The organism is Streptococcus sp. NPS 308 (assembly GCF_002355895.1).
Classification (GTDB): Bacteria; Bacillota; Bacilli; order Lactobacillales; family Streptococcaceae; genus Streptococcus.
This window is the reverse complement of record NZ_AP017652.1, coordinates 758,204-780,816: the sequence shown is the minus strand read 5'-3', so window position 1 is coordinate 780,816 and position 22,613 is coordinate 758,204. Positions and strand designations below refer to the sequence as shown.

Below are 22,613 nucleotides of genomic sequence, written 5' to 3'. Positions count from 1 at the left end.
CCTTTTATTTCTTACTATATTTTTTTTCTCTTAAGAATAAACCAAGAACTGTAACAGCCATAAGTGAAATCCCTAGGGCTGAGCAAATATTTGATTCAGTACCAGTCTTTGGTAATTGTACTTTTTCAGAAACTTCCAAATTATTAATAGTTTTATCAGCTGGTTTAACTGGATCTACCGGTTTAACTGGAGTGACTACTTCTTTTGTTCCTACTTCAATAATTTGATTAACTGCATCAATTTTATTAGTTGAAACAACTTTGCGTTCAGTTTCCACACCATTAACTAAGACAATGTGTTCAACCGTAGTGATACTACCATCTTTACCTTCTTGAACAATCTTTTCAGTTCCTTTGTCAAGGTCTGCATTATCGCGATGAATAGTATTATATGCTTTAACTTCTACCTTGGTCTCATCTTTTTCAACAACAATCGGTTTTGGTTTCTCTATAAGCTTAGATTTTGTTGACTCGACTGCAGTAATTGCAGCAGTCAAATCTTTAACTGCTTGAGCTCTTCTACTGATTGCTCGATGCGAGTTTTCATCTCATTAACTAACTGTTCAGACTGAACCTCAGCTTCTGAAATTATATCAATAGATAAACGTTTAGCCTCAACAATAGCCTCCGAAACAAACAGTTCTTTATCTTTAAGTTCCTCAATGGTTTAAGCAACTGTGAATTACGGATTTCCAACTCATTTACTTGAGACTTGAGTTCATTCACTACCTCATAAACAGACGACTGAGAATAACCCAAAAACAGGGATTTCTTAAGTCCTCCCATATAAAACTCCTCCTAAAGGTTAATTTTATCTATATAAATATTACACTTTAATCTTAATCTTCTAAAAACAGATTTAAAACTTTGTGCATTACTTAACTAATTTTACTAAACTAATTTATATTATTATATTCGTTTTTCTTTGATTTATCAAGCAATTGATTTTTAAAAACAAAATTTATCTAATTATTTTGATTTTAACACACATTTTCTTAAAACTCCTTTGTAAAATATTGTGGAAATTCTATACTAAATTATTTCAAATTAGCTTTTTCGGTGTAATTATAGTTTCAATTTTGATGAAAAAAAGAAGTGGGATAATCCCACTCCTTATTGTTTACTTATCTCCCTTAAAAGCATCCACCATGATTTGAAATTCTTCATTTAAGAGGGTAAATCCTTTCCCCATCTTGGTGTGGTCAGGACTCCCGCTACGAATGTCAAACTTCGCCGGTGCACCATTAAAGCTGACACGATAGATTTCTTTGGTCCAAACTGGAGATCCTAAGGGAGATGGTACAGGTGGCCAATCCATCTGGCATGATAAGGACAAAACGAAGGACAAGGGAACTGGTTTCAAAAATGAAATCTCTCCTTACCTATACAATATCCGAGGAGCCCTTGCTATGGCTAACACAGGTCAACCAAACACCAACGGTAGCCAGTTCTTCATCAACCAAAACTCAACAGATATTTCTGCTAAACTCCCTACCAGCAAGTATCCAAAGAAAATCATCGAAGCCTATAAAGAGGGTGGAAATCCTAGCCTAGATGGCAAACACCCTGTTTTTGGTCAAGTCATCGATGGCATGGATGTTGTCGACAAGATTGCTAAGGCTGAAAAAGATGAAAAAGATAAACCAACTACTGCTATCACCATTGACAGTATCGAAGTGGTCAAGGACTACGACTTCAGCAAAAAATAAGCCATCAACAGATAAGGAGACGATGATATGATTTTATTTTGGGGTTCTAAAGGTTATCAGAAAGAATTGGGACATACGCAAACTGCGATCGAATGTGGTCACTGTAACAATGTTGACACTTGGGAGATTGTAGAAACTGGACGCAAGTTCACCCTCTACTGGATTCCACTTTTCCCTTATGGTAAAAGTTATTTCGTTTCTTGTCCGATTTGCCACTACGGTAAAGAAATTGAGAAATCTGAAGTTGAAAGCTTTTTAAATTACTAGTCAAAAAAGCCAAGTCATTTCGACTTGGCTTTTTAGCGCCTTTAAGTTAGCTTGTTAAAGTCCCATATTTGGTCCATCCAGCCTTCATAAAAGTCTGGTTCGTGGCAAACCATAAGAATGCTTCCTTTGTATTCTTTAAGCGCCCGTTTGAGTTCATCCTTGGCATCTACATCCAAGTGGTTGGTCGGCTCGTCCAATACTAAAACGTTGTTTTCACGGTTCATCAAGAGACAGAAACGCACCTTGGCCTGTTCCCCACCTGACAAGACCTGAATCTGACTTTCAATGTGCTTGGTCGTCAAACCACAACGAGCAAGTGCCGCACGAACTTCTGCTTGATTGAGTGCTGGAAAGGCGTTCCAGACCGCTTCTAGAGGAGTCTGGCGATTGCCACCTTCTACTTCTTGCTCAAAATAACCAAGTTCTAGGTAATCACCGCGTTCAACTTCTCCAGCAATGGGGGGGATAATGCCCAAGAGAGACTTCAAGAGGGTTGTTTTCCCGATACCATTTGCCCCAATAATGGCAACCTTTTGATTGCGTTCAAAGGTGAGGTTTAATGGCTTGGTAAGTGGACGGTCATAACCAATCTGCAAGTCCTTGGCTTGGAAGATAAAGCGCCCAGGTGTACGAGCTGGTTTGAAATCAAAGGATGGTTTTGGCTTCTCACTTTGCAACTCGATAATATCCATCTTATCCAATTTCTTCTGACGAGACATGGCCATGTTTCGTGTTGCAACACGGGCTTTGTTTCGAGCCACGAAATCCTTGAGGTCTGCAATTTCTTTCTGTTGGCGTTCGTAGGCTGCCTCCAGTTGAGATTTCTTCATAGCATAAACTTCTTGGAATTGGTAGTAATCTCCAGAGTAGCGCGTTAGCTGTTGATTTTCAACGTGATATACGATATTGATAACATCATTCAGGAAAGGAATATCGTGAGAAATCAAGACAAAGGCATTCTCATAGTTTTGGAGATAACGCTTGAGCCAGTCAATATGCTCAGCATCCAAGTAGTTGGTTGGCTCGTCAAGCAACAAAATATCTGGTTTTTCAAGGAGGAGTTTAGCCAAAAGCACCTTGGTTCTTTGTCCACCTGACAAGGCTGTTACGTCTGTATCCATACCATAGTCCATGACACCGAGGGCACGCGCCACTTCATCAATCTTGGCATCTAAAGTATAAAAATCACGACTCTCCAAACGGTCTTGGAGTTCGCCAACTTCTTCCATCAGCGCATCGATATCTGCGCCCTCTTCTGCCATCTCCATATAGAGTTCATTGATACGAACTTCTGCTTTAAAAAGCTCATCAAAGGCTGTCCGCAAAACATCGCGCACAGTTTGACCTTCTTTTAGCACAGCGTGCTGGTCTAGATAGCCAGCAGTCACATACTTAGACCACTCCACCTTTCCTTCATCTGGTAACATCTTACCAGTCACGATACTCATAAAGGTTGATTTTCCTTCACCGTTGGCACCGACAAGACCGATGTGTTCTCCCTTGAGGAGACGGAAGGAGACATCTTCAAAAATTGCACGGTCACCAAAACCGTGACTTAAATTTTTAACTTCTAAAATACTCATTTTAATTCCTTTGTAAGTTTAGTTACATTTAATTTTCTGTAGAGAACCCAAGCTAGATAGCCACCCAAGGTATTGGTCCACAAATCATCAATCTCAAAGACCCGATTAAAATCAAAGAAAAAGTCTAAGACTAGTTGCGTACACTCAATTCCTAGACTCAGTAAAAAACTGAGAAGGATGATTTTTTTAGTTTGCCGCAAGTTTGGATAGAGGTAGAGCAGTTGAAATACCAGCGGGAAGAGCAAGAAGACATTTAAAATGTTCTGCAAAAAGATCCAAAGGACTTGTCCCAAACTAGTCACTTCACCCAGATTCCAAAGGGAGTTTAAGGGAGTTAAAAGAAAAACCAGGCGTCCAAAAGTTTGAATACCTGGAGTTTCCACTCCTGTAGGAAGTTGAGGCTGGGGGGTAAAACAAAAACAGACAATGCAAAGACTGTAAATAGCCACTCCCAACCTTAAGATTAATTCTCTTTTTTTAGTCATTTTATGGATTTACCGCTGCAACTGCCTTCTGGCGGTCACGTTTCATTGTATTGGAGCGCAATTGTCCACAAGCTGCATCAATATCTGTACCATGTTCCTGACGAACAACACAGTTGACACCTTTTTTCTTGAGGGTATCGTAGAAGGCCATTACGCGCTCTTTAGGACTACGGCTATATTGGTCATGTTCACTAACTGGGTTATAGGGAATCAAGTTTACATAAGACAATTTCTTGATGTTCTTGAGCAATTCCGCCAGCTCCAAGGCTTGTTCAACACCGTCGTTGACTTCATTGAGCATGATATACTCAAAGGTCACACGGCGATTGGTTGTTTCGATATAGTACTCAATAGCAGCAAAGAGTTTTTCAATCGGAAAGGCACGGTTAATTTTCATGATGCTTGAACGAAGATCATTGTTTGGTGCGTGAAGGGAAACAGCGAGATTAACCTGTACGCCTTCATTAGCAAAGTCACGAATTTTATGGGCCAAACCTGAGGTTGAAACCGTGATGTGACGAGCACCGATTGCCATCCCCTTGTCATCATTGATGGTACGGACGAAATTCAACACATTGTTGTAGTTATCAAATGGTTCTCCAATTCCCATGACTACGATATGACTGACACGCTCGTCCTGACCACGCTCATCAAAGTATTTCTGAACCAGCATGATCTGCGCTACGATTTCACCGTTATTAAGGTCACGTTGCTTCTTAATCAAACCTGATGCACAGAAGGTACAACCGATATTACAACCGACCTGAGTGGTCACACAGACTGACAAACCGTAGTGTTGACGCATCAACACAGTCTCAATCAACATGCCATCTGGCAACTCAAAAAGATACTTAACAGTACCGTCAGCTGACTCTTGTACAATTCGTTGTTTCAAAGGATTTACGACAAACTGCTCATTGAGCTTGGCAATCAAACCCTTGGAAAGGTTGGTCATTTCTTCAAATGACTGGACACGTTTACGGTAGAGCCATTCCCAGATCTGATCTGCTCGGAATTTCTTTTCTCCTTGTTCTAATACCCATTCTTGCATGGCTTGACGTGTTAAACTATAAATAGACGGTTTCATCTCTTCTCCTTATTCTCTATCTATTTCTGACGAATGACAAAATGGCGCTGTCCCTTGTCCTCTTTCTGAGACTTTTGGTCCTTATGACGACGTCTATTTCTCTTATCCGCATTTGGCTTTCTCTTGTTTTGCGAAGGTTTCTTTCCTCTTCTAGGAAGGTTTTCCTCTTCCTTTTTACGCATTTTCTTGTCAAATGACGCACGCTTAGGTGCTTGATTTTCTAAGACAAAATAAGCACAACCATAACTACAGTACTCCAAAAGATAATCTTGTAAGCGACTGATTTTTTCAATTTTTTCCTCAGTACGTTCGTCTTTGTAAAAACCGCGAAGGCGAAGCTGTTCATTGCTCCAGTCCCCCACGACATAATCAAATTTGGTCAACACTTCTGAAAAGCGCTGATTAAAGACGGTCACATCGAAAGCCTCCTTGATATTTTCAACCAAGGTAAAAGCAATCCCTTCAGTCTCAACCTTATCCCCATTTACCTGAAATTCTGGGCCAGGAAACTTGTTATAATTGTATAATTCAGGTGCAATTTCTTTACGCATAGTCTTCCTTTTCCACGATTACTTAACACTCTATTTTACCATATTTTCTACAAGTTGGCACGAATATCCTGAAAATGAAAAAAGTCTGACGATTCTGTCAGACTTCTGCTTTATAACCTTAAAAAGAGAAGAACAATTCTTCCCTCCATATTTTATTATTTAGCTGCTGCGTAAAGCTCGTCTACTTTGTTCCAGTTAATCACTGAGAAGAAAGCTTTGATGTAGTCAGGACGCACGTTGCGGTATTTCACGTAGTAAGCATGTTCCCAAACATCCAAGCCCAAGATTGGTTTTTTGCCTTCTGAGATTGGGGTGTCTTGGTTTGCTGTTGAAGTCACTTCAAGCTTCCCTTCTTTGTTGACAACCAACCATGCCCAGCCAGAACCAAATCGAGTTGTAGCTGCTGCTGTAAAGGCTGCTTGGAACTCTTCAAATGAACCAAATGTTGCATCAATTGCTGCTGCAAGTTCTGCTGATGGAGCAGTTTTCTCAGGAGTCATCAATTCCCAGAAAAGAGCGTGGTTCAAGTGTCCACCACCATTGTTGATAAGTGCTTGGCGGATATCAGCTGGGATAGATTCTACATCAGCAAGCAAAGCTTCAAGGTCTTCACCGATTTCAGGGTGTTTTTCAAGAGCAGCATTGGCATTGTTGACATAAGTTTGATGGTGCTTGTCATGGTGCAAGTGCATTGTTTCAGCATCAATATATGGTTCCAATGCATCGTAAGCGTATGGAAGATCTGGTAAGATAATAGCCATCTGTAATACCTCTTTTTCTTTCTATAAGAAAATGATAACGCAATCATCCTCTTTTTTCAAGTTTTTTGCTCAATTTGCCTCTGTCGCAATCCGCAAGAGTGCCTTTTCAAACAAGTAACTTTTTTCATAGACACCTGTCTTAATCTGGTAGTCTGTTTCAATCAAATAAGAAATCGCTCGCTTGAGAAAAGCCAAGGAAATCCCTCTCGAATCTCTTAATGCGAACTTGATTTGATAAGGATTAGGATTGCGTCCCAAATAAGTACCCAGACTGCTTACAATCTGCGATTCAGTTTGACCAGCCTCTGATAAGATTTTCACTTGAGTAAAAGTCCGAAATTGTCCTAACATGACAGCTATGAGTTTGATTTCGTCTTCCCCTTGCAGGGTCAAGTCTCTAACTAAGTCACGGGCCTGATCAATCTTCTTAGCTAATATAAACTGAGTCAAATCAAAAATATTGTCCTGCAGGGTCTTTGGAATAGCTTCGACAATGTCCTTCTCCTCAATCACCCCGTCAGATTTATAAGACTGTAAAAAAAGGAGGTTTTTCTGGATTTCGCTAAACTGAAAACCAGATTTGATAAGTAGATTTTCAAAAGATTGCCCCACAAACTGCAGACCGTGTGTCTGGCTCCATTTTTGGAAATACTGGCGCAATTCTTGTTCTTTGGCTTCTACTGCATCAAAAACCTTGGCATCACGCTTGAGCAGTTTGACCAATCGTCTCTTGCTATCCAGTTTTCCTTCTGCAAAAATTAATAACTTGGTTGTCGGTGAAGGATTGTCAAGGTATTCCTCAAATGACTTGAGTTCATCATCTGTTAAAAACCGTTTCTTGGCTGTTGTAATATCGACAAAATGGTCTAATATCACGATTTTCTCATCTGCAAAGAAAGGGAGACTGACCAGCTCCAGCTCTAAATCCTTATAGGCTACTTCTTTCATGTCAAAGTAGGCAAAATTGAGGTCGGCTGGATCATAGCCAATCTGTCTCAGCACCTGATCTTTCATAACTTCAAACTGACCTTGGTCCGAACCTGTAAATAAGGTCAGGCTAGATAAGTTTGATAAAGACAAATTTTGACTTTCTTCTATGGCTAGCATCTTCTCTCCTTTCTTCTTGTTTTTCTATTTCATTTAATCAATATAGCGCAATTTCCCGCGGAAATCTTCTAGGTTTTCGTACCCTTTTTCCATCATGATTGCTTTTAGTTCATTGGTAATGCGCTCAAAAGCACCAACGCCTTCCTTGTGAAGGGTGGTTCCCACCTGTACCATACTGGCTCCACAGAGGATGTGTTCAAAGGCATCACGACCGTTCAGAACGCCACCTGTTCCGATGATTTGGATTTGAGGATTGAGACGTTGGTAGAAGGCGTGCACATTAGCAAGAGCGGTTGGTTTGATATATTCTCCACCAATTCCACCGAAACCATTTTTAGGACGAATCACGACCGACTCTTCTTCAATATAAAGGCCATTTCCGATAGAGTTGACACAGTTGACAAACTTGAGTGGATACTTGTTGAAAATAGCTGCTGCTTGGTCAAAGTGCACAATATCAAAATAAGGTGGGAGCTTGATTCCAAGAGGTTTGGTAAAGTAGGCAAATACTTCAGACAAGATACGGTCTGTTGTCTCGAAATCATAAGCAATCTGAGGCTTCCCTGGAACATTTGGACAAGAGAGATTGAGCTCAGTCAATCCTTTAAACTCACTCTCTTGGACTTTTTTCAAGATGGTATGCGTTTCCTCTGGAGACATACCGACTAGGGAAAGGAAGAAAGTACGGTTTGGTTCTTTTTCCTGCAGGTCCAAAAGATAGTCCAGATAATAGTCTAAACCATTATTTGGCAAGCCCATAGAGTTGATGGAACCAAGTGGAACATCTTGATAACGAGGTTCAGGATTGCCCTGACGAAAGTCCAAGGTCGCTGTCTTCGTGACAAAAGTACCTGCTGCTGAGTTTTTAACCCCTTCAAGCTCTTCTATCGTCATACAAGCAACACCCGCCGCATTCATCAAGCAATTGTCAAACTCAAAACCAGCAATTTGAGTTTTTGTTGATACCATGATTCTAATCCTCCAGATTCCTTTTATTTCTAATATTATACCATACTTTCAGATTTTCTCTTTGAGAAACTAATTTCAATATAAAACGTTCGGTTTTGTAAATTGAGAGAATTTTTAGAAAATTTCCGTTTTTTTCTTTACACTGAAAAAAAATTCTGCTATAATGTCTCACGTAATAAAATAGGACAAGAATAAAGGAGAACGATATGACATCTGCTAAAGACTATATCCAAAGCGTGTTTGCAACTGTGAAAGCTCGTAACGGGCATGAGGCTGAATTTCTCCAGGCGGTTGAAGAATTCTTCAGCACTTTGGAACCTGTATTTGAAAAACATCCCGAGTATATCGAAGAAAACATCTTGGCACGTATCACTGAGCCTGAGCGCGTAATTTCTTTCCGAGTTCCTTGGATTGACCGTGATGGAAAAATCCAAGTCAACCGTGGTTACCGTGTTCAATTCAACTCAGCTGTTGGACCATATAAAGGCGGACTTCGTTTCCACCCAACTGTAAACCAAGGGATTTTGAAATTCCTCGGCTTCGAACAAATCTTTAAAAACGTTTTGACTGGACTTCCAATCGGTGGAGGTAAAGGTGGATCAGACTTCGATCCTAAAGGGAAGACTGATGCTGAAGTGATGCGCTTCTGCCAAAGCTTCATGACTGAATTGCAAAAATACATCGGACCATCACTTGACGTACCTGCTGGTGATATCGGTGTTGGTGGACGCGAAATTGGTTACCTTTACGGGCAATACAAACGTCTTAACCAATTTGATGCGGGTGTCTTGACTGGTAAACCTCTTGGATTTGGTGGTAGCTTGATTCGTCCAGAAGCAACTGGTTATGGATTGGTTTACTACACTGAAGAAATGCTCAAAGCTAATGGTAACAGTTTTGCTGGTAAGAAAGTGGTAATTTCAGGTTCTGGTAACGTAGCTCAATATGCTCTTCAAAAAGCGACTGAACTTGGTGCAACTGTTATCTCTGTATCTGACTCAAATGGTTATGTCATCGACGAAAATGGTATTGACTTCGATCTTTTGGTTGATGTTAAAGAAAAACGCCGTGCTCGTTTGACTGAGTATGCAGCTGAGAAAGCAACTGCTACTTACCATGAAGGTTCTGTATGGACTTACGCTGGTAACTACGACATCGCTCTTCCATGTGCGACTCAAAACGAAATCAACGGTGAAGCAGCTAAACGTTTGGTTGCTCAAGGCGTTATCTGTGTATCTGAAGGTGCTAACATGCCTAGTGACCTTGATGCGATTAAAGTCTACAAAGAAAACGGAATCCTTTACGGACCTGCCAAAGCTGCCAACGCTGGTGGTGTAGCTGTATCAGCGCTTGAAATGAGCCAAAACAGCCTTCGCCTTTCATGGACCCGTGAAGAAGTTGATGGACGCCTCAAAGACATCATGACAAACATCTTCAATACAGCTAAAACAACTGCTGAAACATACGGACTTGGTACTGACTACCTTGCAGGAGCAAATATCGCTGCCTTCGAAAACGTAACAAACGCTATGATTGCACAAGGTATTGTTTAATTAGTCGATACATCCTATCGGAGGACAAATGATGAACTTACGGCCAATGGAAGTAAGAGATAATCCAGCTGTAGCGCAGCTCATTCGAGCTAGTCTTGAAGAATTCGGGCTTGACAAACCTGGAACTGTCTACTTTGATTCTCATCTAGATCATTTGTCCGACTATTATCAACAGCAAGAGAGAGCAGCTTACTTTATTCTGGAAGATGAAGGTCAGCTGGTTGGCTGTGGTGGCTTTGCACCTGTGTCTGATAAGATTGCTGAATTACAAAAACTGTATGTCACTAAAAATAGCCGTGGCAAAGGTTATTCCAGTAGGTTGATAAAGCGGATATTCCATGAGGCCCGTCTAGCTGGTTATGAACAGCTTTATCTAGAAACTTCTACTGAACTGGCTACTGCTGTAGCCATCTATCAACACTATGGTTTCACATCACTGCAAGAACCACTTTCTAACGCCGCCGGCCACCCAGCTATGAATATCTGGATGATAAAATCCCTCTCATCAGATGAATAGATGGCAGTATACTAATGTAGCCAATGCCATGATAGTAAAGGTATTGTTTAAGCACTATCAAACTAGAAGAAATCCGACTGCTTATCAAAGCAGCCGGATTTTTATATATCTAATTTTTCAAAAAATTTGCCTGCTATTTGCTTTTCTTTTAGCTTCTCCAGCAGCTCATTTTCCAGAAAAGGGCTTAGTTCGTCAAAATCTTGGCAAACCTTAAAAACCGTCTCTCTATCCATCTGACCATAAGCTAATTCATAATAGTCCTTATGATGATGCCAGTTCTGGTCATAGTTGACATCTGTTCGCTGATAGTAAACGATATTCTGCTTCGGAGTCAGGTAAAGCTTCTGTGTTAGAATGCTTTTCTGATCTTTGGACAACTTACTACGACTGAAAATCTTAACACCTTGAAAAATCTTGCGCTCATGGATACCCTGATTTGTGACTTTTAATTCAACTCTTTTATAGTGCATATAGTTACCTCCAAAAATTACCTACATTATATCAAACTCTGGCAGATTTGCAAGCAAAAGTGTCATTTCCAAAAGTCTTTCGTCGCCTCTAGAATCTCTTCCGTTGATGTCACAGTAGCCTCAATAATGCTCTTGCCAGTCTTTTTCAGATAAGCTTGTATCAGATGATAGCCATAAGCATAGCCCGCAGCATAAGGCATTCCAACTGGTAGTTGACCTTGAATCTCAGCTATTTCATCACCGTAAAGATAAGGAGCCATTTCCGCCATTCCTGTTAGCTGAAGCTGACTTGAGATAACATGCTTAATCTCTTCTAGCTGCTCGGAACTAGTTGAAGTGACCCAAGGCCCAATGAGATCTTTACCATAGAGCTCAGCAGCAAAAGACTCTGCCAACCCCTCACTAACTACCCAGTCTGCTAATGTCGTCTGCTGGTTCCATTTGATAAATTGGAAACGAACGTTATGGTTGCACTCGTGGGCCAGAGCTGCCTGCACACGTGGCAAAGTATAGTCATTTGGTAGCAGACTAAGCATGAGGTAGCCTGGAATTCCACCATCTCCACTATAACCCTTATTGAGCTGTAACATGGGCTTTTCAGGGTTGCCCAATAAAATAGTAAAATGGTAATCCTCAACCTCTAAGTCATAGCCAGCCTGCTCAAAAAGACCAATACTCCTCTTGATGGTATTCTGGCAGTCTTGCCAGAGTTGATCAGAGCTCAGAGCGTCGATAGCTGGTCTATCCTTCTCTGACAGAGTTCCGGGTAGCTGATTCATAAAACCAAGTAGGAACAAAGCATCAAATCCTCCGGGATACTTGGCTTTCAGAGGAATATGTTGAGTTTGGTATTTCGTAGCAAAAGGTGCTAATATTTTAGCTCGAAAACAGCCCTCTCTCTTTTCCAAAGGAAGCTCGAGCATCTCTTGGTAAACTTTATCTGAACGAATCATATTGATTTGCATAATAAATCCCCTTTCTTATCTACTATTAGTATAATCCCTTACCTGAGGTCAGAGTCAAGAAGAAAATCGAATTTCTATCAAGATTCTAGTAACTGTTAGAAAAAAGCACCCTAGAACTTTCGTATCAGACTATAATTTAGAGGTAGATTTACCATTCTAAAAAGAAAAAACTGCTATTCTTAGGAATAGCAGTTTTATAAGTTTTTTAAGCTACTAATGTAGTTGCTCTATTATTTAAGAGTAACAATTTGCTAATCTTATTTTCTCCCAGTATTAGTGGGTTAATTCCTCAAGTTTCAACTTTGGCAGGAATTTGGTAGGTAAATTGATAATCCAAGATTATCTAAACTGTTTGTAATCTCTTCTGAAATTGTTGAATCACCTGAATAATACCAGTGACTATATGTATTCAACGTTGTTGATTTATCAGCATGTCCTAATCGATATGAAACATATAAGGTATCCTTATGCAATACATTTATAAGATAGGATGCATGACTATGTCTTAATCCTTTCCCTGTAATTTCTGGTACACCAGTAACCCTAGCATGCCTTTTTATTATCCTAGAGATTGTAGACTTACACAAGGGCTCACCAAAACGTGATATTACATAATCTTTATCATCATTCTTGATTTGAACTTCTCGCCATCTTTTAAGTATTGTAATTGTAAAATCATCTAAATCAATTTTACGATTCCCTGCTACTGTCTTTGTTTGTTGTTTAGCATACCATACACCGTTTTTATCTTTCTCAATCGTCGAATGAACATGGATCCATTTACGTTCAAAATCAATATCTTCCCATTTAAGAGCAATACCCTCACTAACTCTTAAACCAGTCATAAAATATAACCAGATCGTCATGTAATTATGGAGTCCCTCATACTCACTAATATCAAAAGAGTTTATTACCTTCTTAAATTCATCAAATGTCCAAAATTTTGTATCAGGGTGCTTTCCTCTAGGATTATCTAATCCTTTAAAAGGAACTCTATCAATATAACCCAATCTTTCTGCATAGCCCAGACATGCTTTAAATCTAGACCACATATTTTTAGCATAGTTACTAGAATACTTGTCTATAATAGCTAAGCGAAATCTTTCACAGTCAATAGTACTAATATCTGATAATTTTTTACTACCAAATTGCTTAATAAATAACTGATGATGTGGTAAAGCAGTCTGATAAGTTACAAATTGAACTTTTTGTTGATAATATTTTAAATATATCTCTTCCATAAACTCTCTAAAAGTTAGAAAACTATTATTAATAGTAGAGTTCACAAATTCATGTTTTAAACGAAGTATCTCTTCATATGCTTCCTTAAAAGAATTAAACGGTAGTCCCTGTTGATTTTTCCTTCCTTTCTTTTGGATTCTTTTCCCAGTTATTGGATCAACTCCTAATTCAATTTGAAAGTAAATTTTTCCTTTTGAATCTTTGTATACACCTTTATATTTCTTTGTCTTTGATATAACCATCTTTCTCACCTTCTATATCTGAAAAAGAAATACCAATTAAATTTTCTACAATATTTTTAGGAGCAATGCCTAACCTTTTATTATCGAAAGGTGAACATCCTAATTGTACCGCATTCTTATCATTTTTTCTAGCTTCTTCAAACTTTTTTACAGCAATTTTTTTTGCTTGTCTAATAATATTCCTCGATGTGTGCTCTGGAAAACCAATCGCAACTAAATCTTTATAGTTTACTGTTTCCATGATTTTACTACTTCCTTTCTTAGATTTTTTCACCTCCATGGCATGACTGATGAAGTCATCATAAGAATTTCACTTGCTGCTCTTTTACGGTGGCAGCCTGAACGGTCAGAAGTATCATTGTATATCATTTGTATCATGGCATATAAAGTATCGCTCTATTTTATTGATGGTTTTAAAATCGCTCTTATCATGGCGAGCCATTCAAATCTGCTCCACAAATGAGGAAAGTACCATTTTGGACTATTCAATTGTCAAAGAACAAATAAAAAATCTCCTCATTTTCACACTCTATGAAATTGAGGAGATTATTTTCTAAAGCGAATTTTATCAGGAAAATCTGTCAATCCCAATAGATAGTCTGTACTGACATCGTAAAAGTTTGAGAGAGTTACCAATACATCTGCAGTCAAGGCATGCTCACCCCGTTCAATTTTAGCATAAGCTGAGTTTGTAAATGAAAGTATTTTAGCTATTTGTTTTTGGGTCAAATCGTGATCTTCCCTCAAATCTCTCAAACGTCTGTACATCTAGCTTTCTCCTGAGAAAAGTATAATATATAAAACTAAGAAATCTTTCAAAGTGTCCAAACTGGACATTTTGAACTAAAATTAATTTATTAAACACTTCTCATAAGCATATCTATTAACCGTCTGAGAGCAAAGATTTTATCAACTATTTAAAATTACTGACTTTCAAAAATTAGTCTTATTGTAAAATAAAGTGAAACACAAAAGACATGTTTATCTAATATATTATAGTCTCAAAAATATTGCAAAATTATAGAAAAATGTTCACAAATCAATCATACAAGCACTTCTCTGAAGCTGAACAATACTAAATTTTAGTTTTATTTAAACAAAGGAAAAACTGCTTATACTGCTCGTCGTTAGGATAGAAAACATTCTATTTTTACTTGTAAAACTAATCGAGATTCTGTAATACCGGTGAAACAAATCAATGATAGAAGATCTACTGATAACAGTATTATGCAAATCCAATCTAGAATTTTCATTATCATTCTATAGAAGGTAGCTATTACTTGAAACTAAATAAGATTTAGCCTGACTTTCTGACAGATTTCACATAAGTGAAAAAAGAAAAAACAAGGGGGCATAGTATGAAAACTTTTATTCACACTTATAAATTCCAACATTTTGATTATGTGACTATTAGTCAGCATATTTCAGGAGTATAAAAAATTAAGCATTAAAAGTTGCACACTATATTTTACTACTGATTATTCCGAAACATTCCCTCCTAATAACAAGTTACTCTAAGTTGATCTCAGTGGGAATGATTGGTGATATCACTACTCATGGGAGTTTCACCCGCTATCTTTTTACGATGGCAGCCTAAACGGTTAGAAGTATCATTATCCTCACTTGTGTCATGGCAGATAGAGTACCACTCTATTTTATAGCTGACAGTTCCCGCTCATATCACAGCGTGTCTGGCTAAATTGCTCCACAAATGATTAACGTCCCACCTTGGTCTATTCAGTTGTCAAGGGTCATTGGAGAAAACTATTATTTTTCCCTCACTATATAGAGTGAAAATTTGACAATTTTTACCGCTTCATTGCAACATTTTTTTGAGATAACTTAAAATTTTATCTCTTCGTCTTGCGACAGTTGTGATTGAGACTTTCGAGGACTGAGAAATTTCATTCAATGTTTTGTCCTCAAAAAACAAATCCTTGACAAGTTTAAATTCATCATCATTAAGCGTAAGCAGAGCTTCACACAATAGTTGCAAGATTTCCTTAGTCTCAATAATCTTTTGAATATCCATTTTCTCATCAGCCTTAACACCAGTTAGTTGACAATCAGTATAATCCGAAAACGGTCTAACATGATGTTGAACTTCTAATCGATTAAGATAATTTTCCCTATTTGTCAACTTCCAATACTCACGGTAAACCTCTCTGGAAACAGGGACTTTTAACCCATTCACATAGATAAAATACACCATTTTATTCCTCCTTATATAGATTTGATAAGGTAGGAAATGGCGGTGAACGATTTTTCATAAAACTCTCTCAATTTTTAGACTTCACTATTAAGAGTGAAAAATCATGTATTTTTACCGCTGTTTTTAGAAAAATAAAAAAAGTGATAGAGCAAAATTGCTCTATCACTTTTTTTATTTTTCTAAGTGCGTCTAGACATTTTAAAACTCATGTTGTGATTGAATTACGTTCAATACTTCTTGCCTTACAATTTGCCTTAGCATTAAATAAAGGCAATCGGTTATCGTAATATCCAATAGTAGCAATACCAGCACTAATTGATCCCTGAGTACGAATCTTCAATAGCAATTGTCATCCGAAACAATATAATCAAAATAATTCTTCAAATCCAGTTTTTCAAGACTTATTTTTCTACTGAAACAACATCTTTCCAGAACTTCAATAATTTCTTTTTGTGTTAAATCATTATTTAACTAAATCTTTGGAGGTAATTCATTTTCAAAGCTACTTTTTACCATATATTTTGAGCCTACAACACATATTACTAAACCAAAAATGCTCTAAATTTTTGAAATCCTAACAAATCCCACTCAACTTCATAATCATCTTTGACTTTCACAATATCTTCCTCAAAATAACATGGAATAAAGATAGTTTTCTTTTGAAATGGGTTCAAAATAACCATATCTAATAATTTATTACTAGCAATGATATGCAGACAAATGACATCATCAATATGATTTTCAACCAGTACATGTGTTTTTAACTCCAAACGATTAGAAAAACTTGGCTGTTTTATAATATCATATGTAAATTTTTTCATGTTTGAACTCTCCACCTTCGATATTCCATAATCAAAAGTAACCGTATCAAGTGCTAATAATGGTTGAGTTAATTTACAAGAACCGACTCCAGTGAAATGATCCTATCACATTGCCGTGCTTGCTCCATGTTATGCGTAACAACCAAAATTGTTTTACCAAATTGATCTCTCAAAGTTCGAATCAAATCGAATGCTTTTTGAGACATTTCAGGATCTAACGATCCGGTTGGTTCATCTGCTAGGACAATATCTCCGGGCTTTAAAATAGCTCTCACAATCGCAATTCTCTGCTGTTCACCTCCCGATAATTCATTGATTTTACTATTTAACCGATTTTGTAGACCAACAAATTCTAGCGTTTCCTTGATTCTCTGCTCCTTCTCCTGTCTAGAGAAATTCGAAAAAGTCATGGCAAGCATCAGGTTATCTTTCACACTAGATGTAGAAATGAGTGCATTGGATTGAAAAAGATAGTTGATGACATTCCTTCGGTAATGAACTGCTGATTGCGAATTTACCTTAGGCAAAACTTTTCCGTTAATTAGGATTTTACCACTGTCAACAGTATCCAATAGTCCAATCATATTGAGGATAGTCGATTTTCCAGAACCAGAAGGTCCTACTAAAGCTACAAATTCATTTTCCTCAATATCAAAGCTTAAGTCTTTGAAAATTTCTCTTGAACCAAATTGTTTTGATACATTTTGTACTGAAATTCTAGACATGAGATTACTCCTTAAATAATTGTATGATACTCTCTCCTTCTTTACGGAACAAGCTGAAGTAAAGAAGCATTATCTGAAAAGCAAATGTAGCTAGTGTCATGACTATTCCCAACTTAGAACCCACTAAGATAGAAACGATTAATTCCACCACAGAAAAACTAATAATGAGAGAAAGCACACCAATATATCTTTTCCATGGTGAGAATCCCATAAAGTATTGAACATACAATTTTTCCTCAAATAACAAGCGGTACATTAAGACAAAACTCCAGAAAATAGCCATCATCGTAATTATGATAATCGCTATGATCGTGCCAAAAAGATAAAATGTATAACTCAGATCTTTTTGAAGACCATTGATAAAGTTCTTGACAGTTGTAAAACTCAACCGATTATCCGTTAAATCTGGAAATTCTGTTTCTAAAACGGACACTACCTGTTCCATCGTTTCCCTATCACGAATCTTCAAAAGACCATTATAGCCACTGACAACTAAGTTTGCCGACTCCATGAAATATAAATTCTCTGGTGTTGAGACAAAAATAACTGGATTCTCACTAGTTGTACCATAAGAAATAGAATCTGACCAAGTAAATATTGGTCGAGACGGTTGATAAACCTTGAACATAAATTTCTGATTTTCTGTGAAATTAGTTTGTAAATCTCCCGGTTTTACAGTGACACTTTCCTGTAAATACGCCTTCATCACCTCAAGTTCTTCTGTATTGAGCGTGTTAGGTAGAAGATAAAGTCGAGTACCATTCCTCATCTCTAGCAACTCTTCATCACTTAGGGGAATACCTAGGTCTTGCAGGTAATTATAGGAGAATTTCAAATACCAAAATGGTTTTTTAGGGACATGCTGGTATGTCCCATAGACTGCATCAAGGGACTCCTGATTAAGAAATTGTCCTTGGGCAATATAGACACCTGGAAGCTTAGATATACGCTGGTAAAAGTTATACATACTACGCTCAAGGGAATTTGTAGTTCCTGCATATGTACCTACATCATCTCCCTCAACAAAGCTGGATATAACGTACATATCTTCAACATTCTTCCACTCCCTAGATACTTTCATATTATCAATAAACTGATTCATTGGAGCATCTAAAGAGTAACTGACTGCGATTAACAAACCAGCTACCAAGGTATAGAATAACAAGCAGGTTACCATTAAAGGCTTCATTGGTAATCGTTTATGAATTGCGGCTAATGGAGAAACCGAATAAACAATAATCGTTGGAATAATGAATATAAATAGTAGCAACAAGACTGAGAGGCTGACTCCAGCAAAAACTAGAGTAAACGATGATAAACCAAAACTAGACCAGCCTGACAACAACCAACTACATAAAGAGATAATTGGAATAGTGTAGATTGAAAATAGTAGAGAATTTTTGAAAAAAGCAGACCATAATTCTTTTCTATCCCATCCTAAAAGAATCAATGTTCCGAAATGTTTAAAGGATTGAAGAACACAGATTAAGAATAGGATCAGTAAAATGAAGGCATTTACTAAGATGCTGATAGCAAGTATTATTCCCCAAATTCCCTGATCAGTACTACTTCCAAAACTTTCTTTTGTCAAATCCTCAACAGAAATACCTGACACCTTTGAAAGATGTAGCAAAAAGTTATCTCTTGAGACAGCATCGTGGAGACCATTAATATGGTATATCCCATTAATCGTATTAGTGTTTTGGAAAGTATAATCTAATCGTTCAATGACTACAGGTGTGCTAAATAATAAATCTGGAAGCTCGTAAAGCATATTATTTGAGCCTTTGTCAAGTCCAATAGTCATACTATTATCACTATGAGATAATAAATTTGCAAATTGTTGTTGTGAGACAACTATTTTACCCGTACTTTCAAAATCTGAAAAACCAGCAGAGCTACCAAGGATGTCTATATAAATCCTATTTGGACCTTCTCCTGTATCACTACTTTCAGAACGTTTTGTCCATATGGACAAGTCACTCTGTTCTAAAAAATAATTAAATACATCTTGTGATTGCTCTTCTGTTAACTTCTGAAGATAAACTGTTACGGTCCCGGAATGATGATTATAACTCTGCCATGACTGTTGATACTGTAAACCTGCTAAAAAAATTGCCACCAGAGCAAGTAAGATACTCTGGATGGCAATCAAAAACAGGATTAAGTATTTCATTTTACCTAATAACATGTTTTTGTATGTCATAGGTACTTACCTACAATTCCAGTAACATTGAGCTGTACCAGTTCCGATGAATCTAGAAGCACGTGCTTCTACTCCAGGGGATCGCCAGCCTGAGAATGCCCCGTTAGCAGATGCTGAGTGTTCGTAAACACCAGACTGAACATTTGAATAGCTCCAAAGACCAGCAGTGCGACCATAATTCCAATAAACTGCAGTACCTTTATACCAAACTGTTGCGGCTGAAACAATCGAACCACCTGCACCAGCTAAAGTCAGTGCAAGTAAAGATGTTGTAATTATTTTTTTTATGCTTTTCTTCATCGTAAAGCCCTCATTTCTTTCACTTAAAATCTAACTATAACAATGACTGCATTTAGAAGTATCAACAAATCACACCCTAGTACATTGGAATCCCTTCTTTCTAATTAAAAATTAGATAAAACAGAAATACTATATAGTTAATAGTATTTTCATCATTTAATCAACTAATCAGCCTTCCCAACATCAAGACCATTGGACTTCTTTTGTGATTGCACTCGAATCTCCAATTGTTTATTCTTCTGAATAAACTGTTGGTAAGGAATTGTATTACTAAACATAAAAACACCTAGTAATGCAAATGTAACTAATTTTTTAATTCCACGTTTTTTTCTCACGCAATGAAACCCCTTTCTGTTTCCTTGTTTTTATTCTAACACATATATATTATTTAGTCAATCATTTTTATTGCATTTTGAACTTTTTTTTTTTTTTATTACCATAAAGAATTATTCATTCCTTTAACTTGCTATTTTGAACTAAAAATTTTATAATGAAATTAAGCAAACAAATAGGAAGGTTTATTATCTTTAATGAATACACTCGCAGAGAAATTCAGATTGAAAAGAAAAGAGTTGAGACTCTCCCAACAAACTCTTGCAGAAGGAATTTGTGAACAAAGCCAGATTAGTAAAATTGAGAGAGGGCATTTCATTCCCTCCGCAGACCTTTTGTTCAAACTCTCACAACGACTTGAAGTACCATTAGATTATTTTTTTAATGAACAAATTGAAATTAAATCTAACCTCTCTAATTTCAAGCAATTATCTGCTCGACTATTAGATGACAGAAATTATGACGATTTGGAATATATCTATAGAATAGAGATTGAACGAAGTACTTTTCTAACACTAGAAGACCGAACTTACCTTGAATGGATTAAAGCTATTATTGACTTCTATCAATATCACAGTAAGTGTGAGGCTATTTCTTCATTGGAAAATATATTATTAAAAGTCTCCTCAAATACTCTGATTTATTTAAAGGTATTGAATACTCTATCTAATTTCTATTCCTTAGTGGGTCGTGAACAAGAATATGAGGCAAACTACTCTCATTTAATGGAGTTATATCAGACAAAAAATTTTGAGCATCAAGAGTTTTTATTTGGCTACATCAGAGTTCGTTACAACTACGCTCACTACCTAGTGTCAAAGGAAAAATATAACGAAGCCATCCAAGAAGCTCTTGAGACGATTGAACTCTGTAAACAAAGACAGACAAGTTACCAACTGGCTCCTCTACTTATTCTTGTAGGAAATGCTGGAGCCAAATTTCTAGATAAAGAAGAAGTCAAAAATTATTATATAGAAGCAAAAGAGTTATGTAAGATTTATAACAATCCTTTAATGTTGATGAAGATAGAAAATTATTTGAAAGAATTAGATACTGTTTAGTTAATCTTGACATTATAGTTTTTCTGAAACGTTAAATAACCTGTAAGGCTGATAGTGAAATTAATACTATCAGCCTTATAATTTTTCCATGGTATCTCAAATAACTATACTGATTTTGTTTCCCGTTCTAATTTAGTAACATTTTGATTTCTTGTGTTATCAAGTATATTGATAAAATTCTCTAATCTCCTAACCTTATATTCATAATCATCTATCAATTTAGTCATAAATCTTTGATTTTCTTCGATTTCTTTCTCCACCTGCTCCAGTTTGATAGCTAAAGTCAGGTTCATCTTGGCATAGTCATATTTTGCCAGTCTTCTATTTTCTGGGTCTGAGTTGTTGAGATTGATTAAGACCTCTGCTATCTTGTTTAGATGAGCAACCTTATCCTGCAAATCTGTAATGGTCAAATTCAGCTGGGCGATTTCCTTGATTAACTCATCTTTGATTTCCTAGTAAGACTGATTGTTAAGGTCTAATTCGATAAGAAGATTCACCTCTGCGATTTTCTCTTTGAGGTTGGCAATGGTTGGCCGCCTACGTTATCATCACTGTTCTTGAGGGAAGAACACAAGCTGTTATCCGGAATCACTTTCTGCGATACGATAGAGCCGTTCGTTACCAGGTGAAGGTCATTACGATGGATATGTTTAGTCCCTACTATGCCTTAGCTAAACAGCTTTTTCCATGTGCTAAAATCGTTCTGGATCGTTTCCATATTATCCAACATCTCAGCCGTGCTATGAGTTGTGTCCGTGTTCAAATCATGAATCAATTCGATAGAAAATCCCATGAATACAAAGCTATCAAGCGCTACTGGAAGCTCATTCAACAGGATAGTTGTAAACTCAGCCATAAGAGATTTTATCGCCCTGCTTTTCGTATGCACTTAACGAATAGAAAAATTCTAGACAAGCTTTTGAGCTATTCAGAAGACTTGAAACACCACTATAATCTCTATCAGATCTTGCTTTTTCACTTTCAGAATAAGGATCCCGAGAAATTTTTCGGACTCATTGAGGACAATCTAAAGCTGCTTCATCCTCTTTTTCAGGCGGTCTTAAAACCTTCCTCAAGGACAAAGAGAAAATCGTCAACGCCCTTCAGTTACCCTATTCTAACGCAAAATTAGAAGCGACTAATAATCTCATCAAACTTATCAAACGAAATGCTTTTGGTTTTCGGAACTTTGAAAACTTCAAAAAACGGATTTTCATCGTTCTCAACATCAAAAAAGAAAGGACGAAATTCGTCCTTTCTCGATCTTAGCTTTTCTTCAACCCACTACAGTTGACAAAAAGCCAATAAAATGTCCAACTTTTGGGGGTCAGTACAAATCGAAAGACTAGTTTTGTTAATTCACGTACTTCAAGATTGGGAAACTGTGAACCGCTGGCTTCATTGAGAAACTATGCAACCAAGTTAGTCGGGTGTTGAGCCCATTT

The 22,613-nt window shown here is 37.2% G+C and carries 23 protein-coding genes and 4 pseudogenes; 6 read left to right on the top strand and 21 right to left on the bottom strand.

The genetic code is table 11. The features are described from left to right. Positions 1-4: 4 nt before the first annotated feature. Positions 5-496, bottom strand: a complete 492-nt coding sequence (locus SNAG_RS04175) for a G5 domain-containing protein (RefSeq protein WP_096406820.1) — start codon at positions 494-496, stop codon at positions 5-7. A gap of 623 nt (positions 497-1,119) precedes the next feature. After that, a pseudogene (locus tag SNAG_RS10030) lies at positions 1,120-1,275 on the bottom strand (YdbC family protein); the annotation flags it as partial. On the opposite strand from SNAG_RS10030, the pseudogene SNAG_RS04160 reads away from it, so the two are divergent. Together SNAG_RS04160 and SNAG_RS04155 are read left to right on the top strand one after the other, a co-directional pair. Beyond that, positions 1,268-1,708 (top strand): annotated as a pseudogene (locus tag SNAG_RS04160) (peptidylprolyl isomerase); the annotation flags it as partial. The pseudogenes SNAG_RS10030 and SNAG_RS04160 sit on opposite strands and share 8 nt — an antisense overlap. Before the next feature lie 27 nt (positions 1,709-1,735). Next, positions 1,736-1,975, top strand: a complete 240-nt coding sequence (locus SNAG_RS04155) for a zinc-ribbon domain-containing protein (protein WP_096406815.1) — start codon at positions 1,736-1,738, stop codon at positions 1,973-1,975. 41 nt (positions 1,976-2,016) lie between these two features. Here the strand turns inward: SNAG_RS04155 and SNAG_RS04150 are convergent, their stop codons facing one another. From SNAG_RS04150 to SNAG_RS04120, 7 genes are all read right to left on the bottom strand, one after another. Beyond that, the gene (locus SNAG_RS04150; protein ID WP_096406812.1) at positions 2,017-3,558 is read right to left on the bottom strand and encodes an ABC-F family ATP-binding cassette domain-containing protein; all 1,542 of its coding nucleotides are present in this window, start codon (positions 3,556-3,558) and stop codon (positions 2,017-2,019) included. Further along, positions 3,555-4,043 carry a VanZ family protein gene (locus SNAG_RS04145; protein WP_096406810.1) on the bottom strand — a complete coding sequence of 163 codons (489 nt, stop codon included), beginning with the start codon at positions 4,041-4,043 and terminating at the stop codon, positions 3,555-3,557. The genes SNAG_RS04150 and SNAG_RS04145 overlap by 4 nt, the downstream gene beginning before the upstream one ends. Position 4,044: 1 nt before the next feature. After that, positions 4,045-5,130 (bottom strand): 23S rRNA (adenine(2503)-C(2))-methyltransferase RlmN, encoded by a 1,086-nt coding sequence (gene rlmN, locus SNAG_RS04140; protein ID WP_096406807.1) that lies wholly within the window; start codon positions 5,128-5,130, stop codon positions 4,045-4,047. A gap of 20 nt (positions 5,131-5,150) precedes the next feature. Continuing rightward, entirely contained in the window at positions 5,151-5,681 is a 531-nt protein-coding gene (locus SNAG_RS04135; RefSeq protein ID WP_096406804.1) for a YutD family protein, read from the bottom strand. A gap of 155 nt (positions 5,682-5,836) precedes the next feature. Further along, entirely contained in the window at positions 5,837-6,442 is a 606-nt protein-coding gene (gene sodA, locus SNAG_RS04130; protein WP_000974733.1) for a superoxide dismutase SodA, read from the bottom strand. A gap of 69 nt (positions 6,443-6,511) precedes the next feature. Further along, entirely contained in the window at positions 6,512-7,549 is a 1,038-nt protein-coding gene (gene holA / locus SNAG_RS04125) for a DNA polymerase III subunit delta (RefSeq protein ID WP_096406802.1), read from the bottom strand. Positions 7,550-7,582: 33 nt separating this feature from the next. Beyond that, positions 7,583-8,518 carry a dihydroorotate oxidase gene (locus SNAG_RS04120; protein WP_096406799.1) on the bottom strand — a complete coding sequence of 312 codons (936 nt, stop codon included), beginning with the start codon at positions 8,516-8,518 and terminating at the stop codon, positions 7,583-7,585. Positions 8,519-8,724: 206 nt separating this feature from the next. Here SNAG_RS04120 and gdhA point away from each other — a divergent pair, with 206 nt between their 5' ends. Continuing rightward, complete coding sequence (gdhA, locus tag SNAG_RS04115; RefSeq protein ID WP_096406796.1) at positions 8,725-10,071, top strand: NADP-specific glutamate dehydrogenase; 1,347 nt, start codon at positions 8,725-8,727, stop codon at positions 10,069-10,071. Between the two features lie 31 nt (positions 10,072-10,102). Next, positions 10,103-10,588, top strand: a complete 486-nt coding sequence (locus tag SNAG_RS04110; RefSeq protein WP_096408842.1) for a GNAT family N-acetyltransferase — start codon at positions 10,103-10,105, stop codon at positions 10,586-10,588. Between the two features lie 101 nt (positions 10,589-10,689). On the opposite strand, the gene SNAG_RS04105 is transcribed toward SNAG_RS04110, so the two are convergent. From SNAG_RS04105 to SNAG_RS09955, 11 genes are all read right to left on the bottom strand, one after another. Continuing rightward, complete coding sequence (locus SNAG_RS04105) at positions 10,690-11,058, bottom strand: EXLDI protein (protein ID WP_096406794.1); 369 nt, start codon at positions 11,056-11,058, stop codon at positions 10,690-10,692. Positions 11,059-11,120: 62 nt separating this feature from the next. Next, positions 11,121-12,023 carry a DUF2268 domain-containing protein gene (locus SNAG_RS04100; protein WP_096406791.1) on the bottom strand — a complete coding sequence of 301 codons (903 nt, stop codon included), beginning with the start codon at positions 12,021-12,023 and terminating at the stop codon, positions 11,121-11,123. Between the two features lie 296 nt (positions 12,024-12,319). Further along, entirely contained in the window at positions 12,320-13,507 is a 1,188-nt protein-coding gene (locus SNAG_RS04095; protein ID WP_096406789.1) for a tyrosine-type recombinase/integrase, read from the bottom strand. Further along, positions 13,479-13,748, bottom strand: a complete 270-nt coding sequence (locus tag SNAG_RS04090) for a DUF3173 family protein (RefSeq protein WP_096406786.1) — start codon at positions 13,746-13,748, stop codon at positions 13,479-13,481. Before SNAG_RS04090 ends, SNAG_RS04095 begins: the two co-directional genes overlap by 29 nt. Before the next feature lie 305 nt (positions 13,749-14,053). Beyond that, positions 14,054-14,275 (bottom strand): helix-turn-helix domain-containing protein, encoded by a 222-nt coding sequence (locus SNAG_RS04080; RefSeq protein WP_000286248.1) that lies wholly within the window; start codon positions 14,273-14,275, stop codon positions 14,054-14,056. 1,048 nt (positions 14,276-15,323) lie between these two features. Then, positions 15,324-15,719: a sigma-70 family RNA polymerase sigma factor gene (locus SNAG_RS04075; protein ID WP_096406783.1), complete on the bottom strand. Its 396-nt coding sequence runs from the start codon at positions 15,717-15,719 to the stop codon at positions 15,324-15,326. A 542-nt stretch (positions 15,720-16,261) separates the two neighbouring features. Beyond that, complete coding sequence (locus SNAG_RS04065; protein WP_096406781.1) at positions 16,262-16,540, bottom strand: competence protein ComA; 279 nt, start codon at positions 16,538-16,540, stop codon at positions 16,262-16,264. Positions 16,541-16,608: 68 nt separating this feature from the next. Then, entirely contained in the window at positions 16,609-17,265 is a 657-nt protein-coding gene (locus SNAG_RS04060; RefSeq protein ID WP_033685029.1) for an ATP-binding cassette domain-containing protein, read from the bottom strand. A 4-nt stretch (positions 17,266-17,269) separates the two neighbouring features. Then, positions 17,270-19,471 (bottom strand): FtsX-like permease family protein, encoded by a 2,202-nt coding sequence (locus tag SNAG_RS04055; protein ID WP_096406779.1) that lies wholly within the window; start codon positions 19,469-19,471, stop codon positions 17,270-17,272. A 6-nt stretch (positions 19,472-19,477) separates the two neighbouring features. After that, entirely contained in the window at positions 19,478-19,771 is a 294-nt protein-coding gene (locus tag SNAG_RS04050; RefSeq protein ID WP_096406776.1) for a hypothetical protein, read from the bottom strand. Positions 19,772-19,935: 164 nt separating this feature from the next. Beyond that, on the bottom strand, positions 19,936-20,106 hold the full coding sequence (locus tag SNAG_RS09955) for a PhrA family quorum-sensing system peptide (RefSeq protein ID WP_001227862.1): 171 nt from the start codon (positions 20,104-20,106) through the stop codon (positions 19,936-19,938). Between the two features lie 195 nt (positions 20,107-20,301). Between SNAG_RS09955 and SNAG_RS04040 the strand changes: the two genes are divergently transcribed. Beyond that, the gene (locus tag SNAG_RS04040; RefSeq protein WP_096406773.1) at positions 20,302-21,165 is read left to right on the top strand and encodes a helix-turn-helix domain-containing protein; all 864 of its coding nucleotides are present in this window, start codon (positions 20,302-20,304) and stop codon (positions 21,163-21,165) included. 104 nt (positions 21,166-21,269) lie between these two features. Here SNAG_RS04040 and SNAG_RS09760 read toward each other — a convergent pair. Then, positions 21,270-21,710, bottom strand: a pseudogene (locus SNAG_RS09760) (helical hairpin domain-containing protein); the annotation flags it as partial. Between the two features lie 2 nt (positions 21,711-21,712). Here SNAG_RS09760 and SNAG_RS04030 point away from each other — a divergent pair. Further along, positions 21,713-22,437, top strand: a pseudogene (locus SNAG_RS04030) (ISL3 family transposase); the annotation flags it as partial. Between the last annotated feature and the right edge of the window lie 176 nt (positions 22,438-22,613).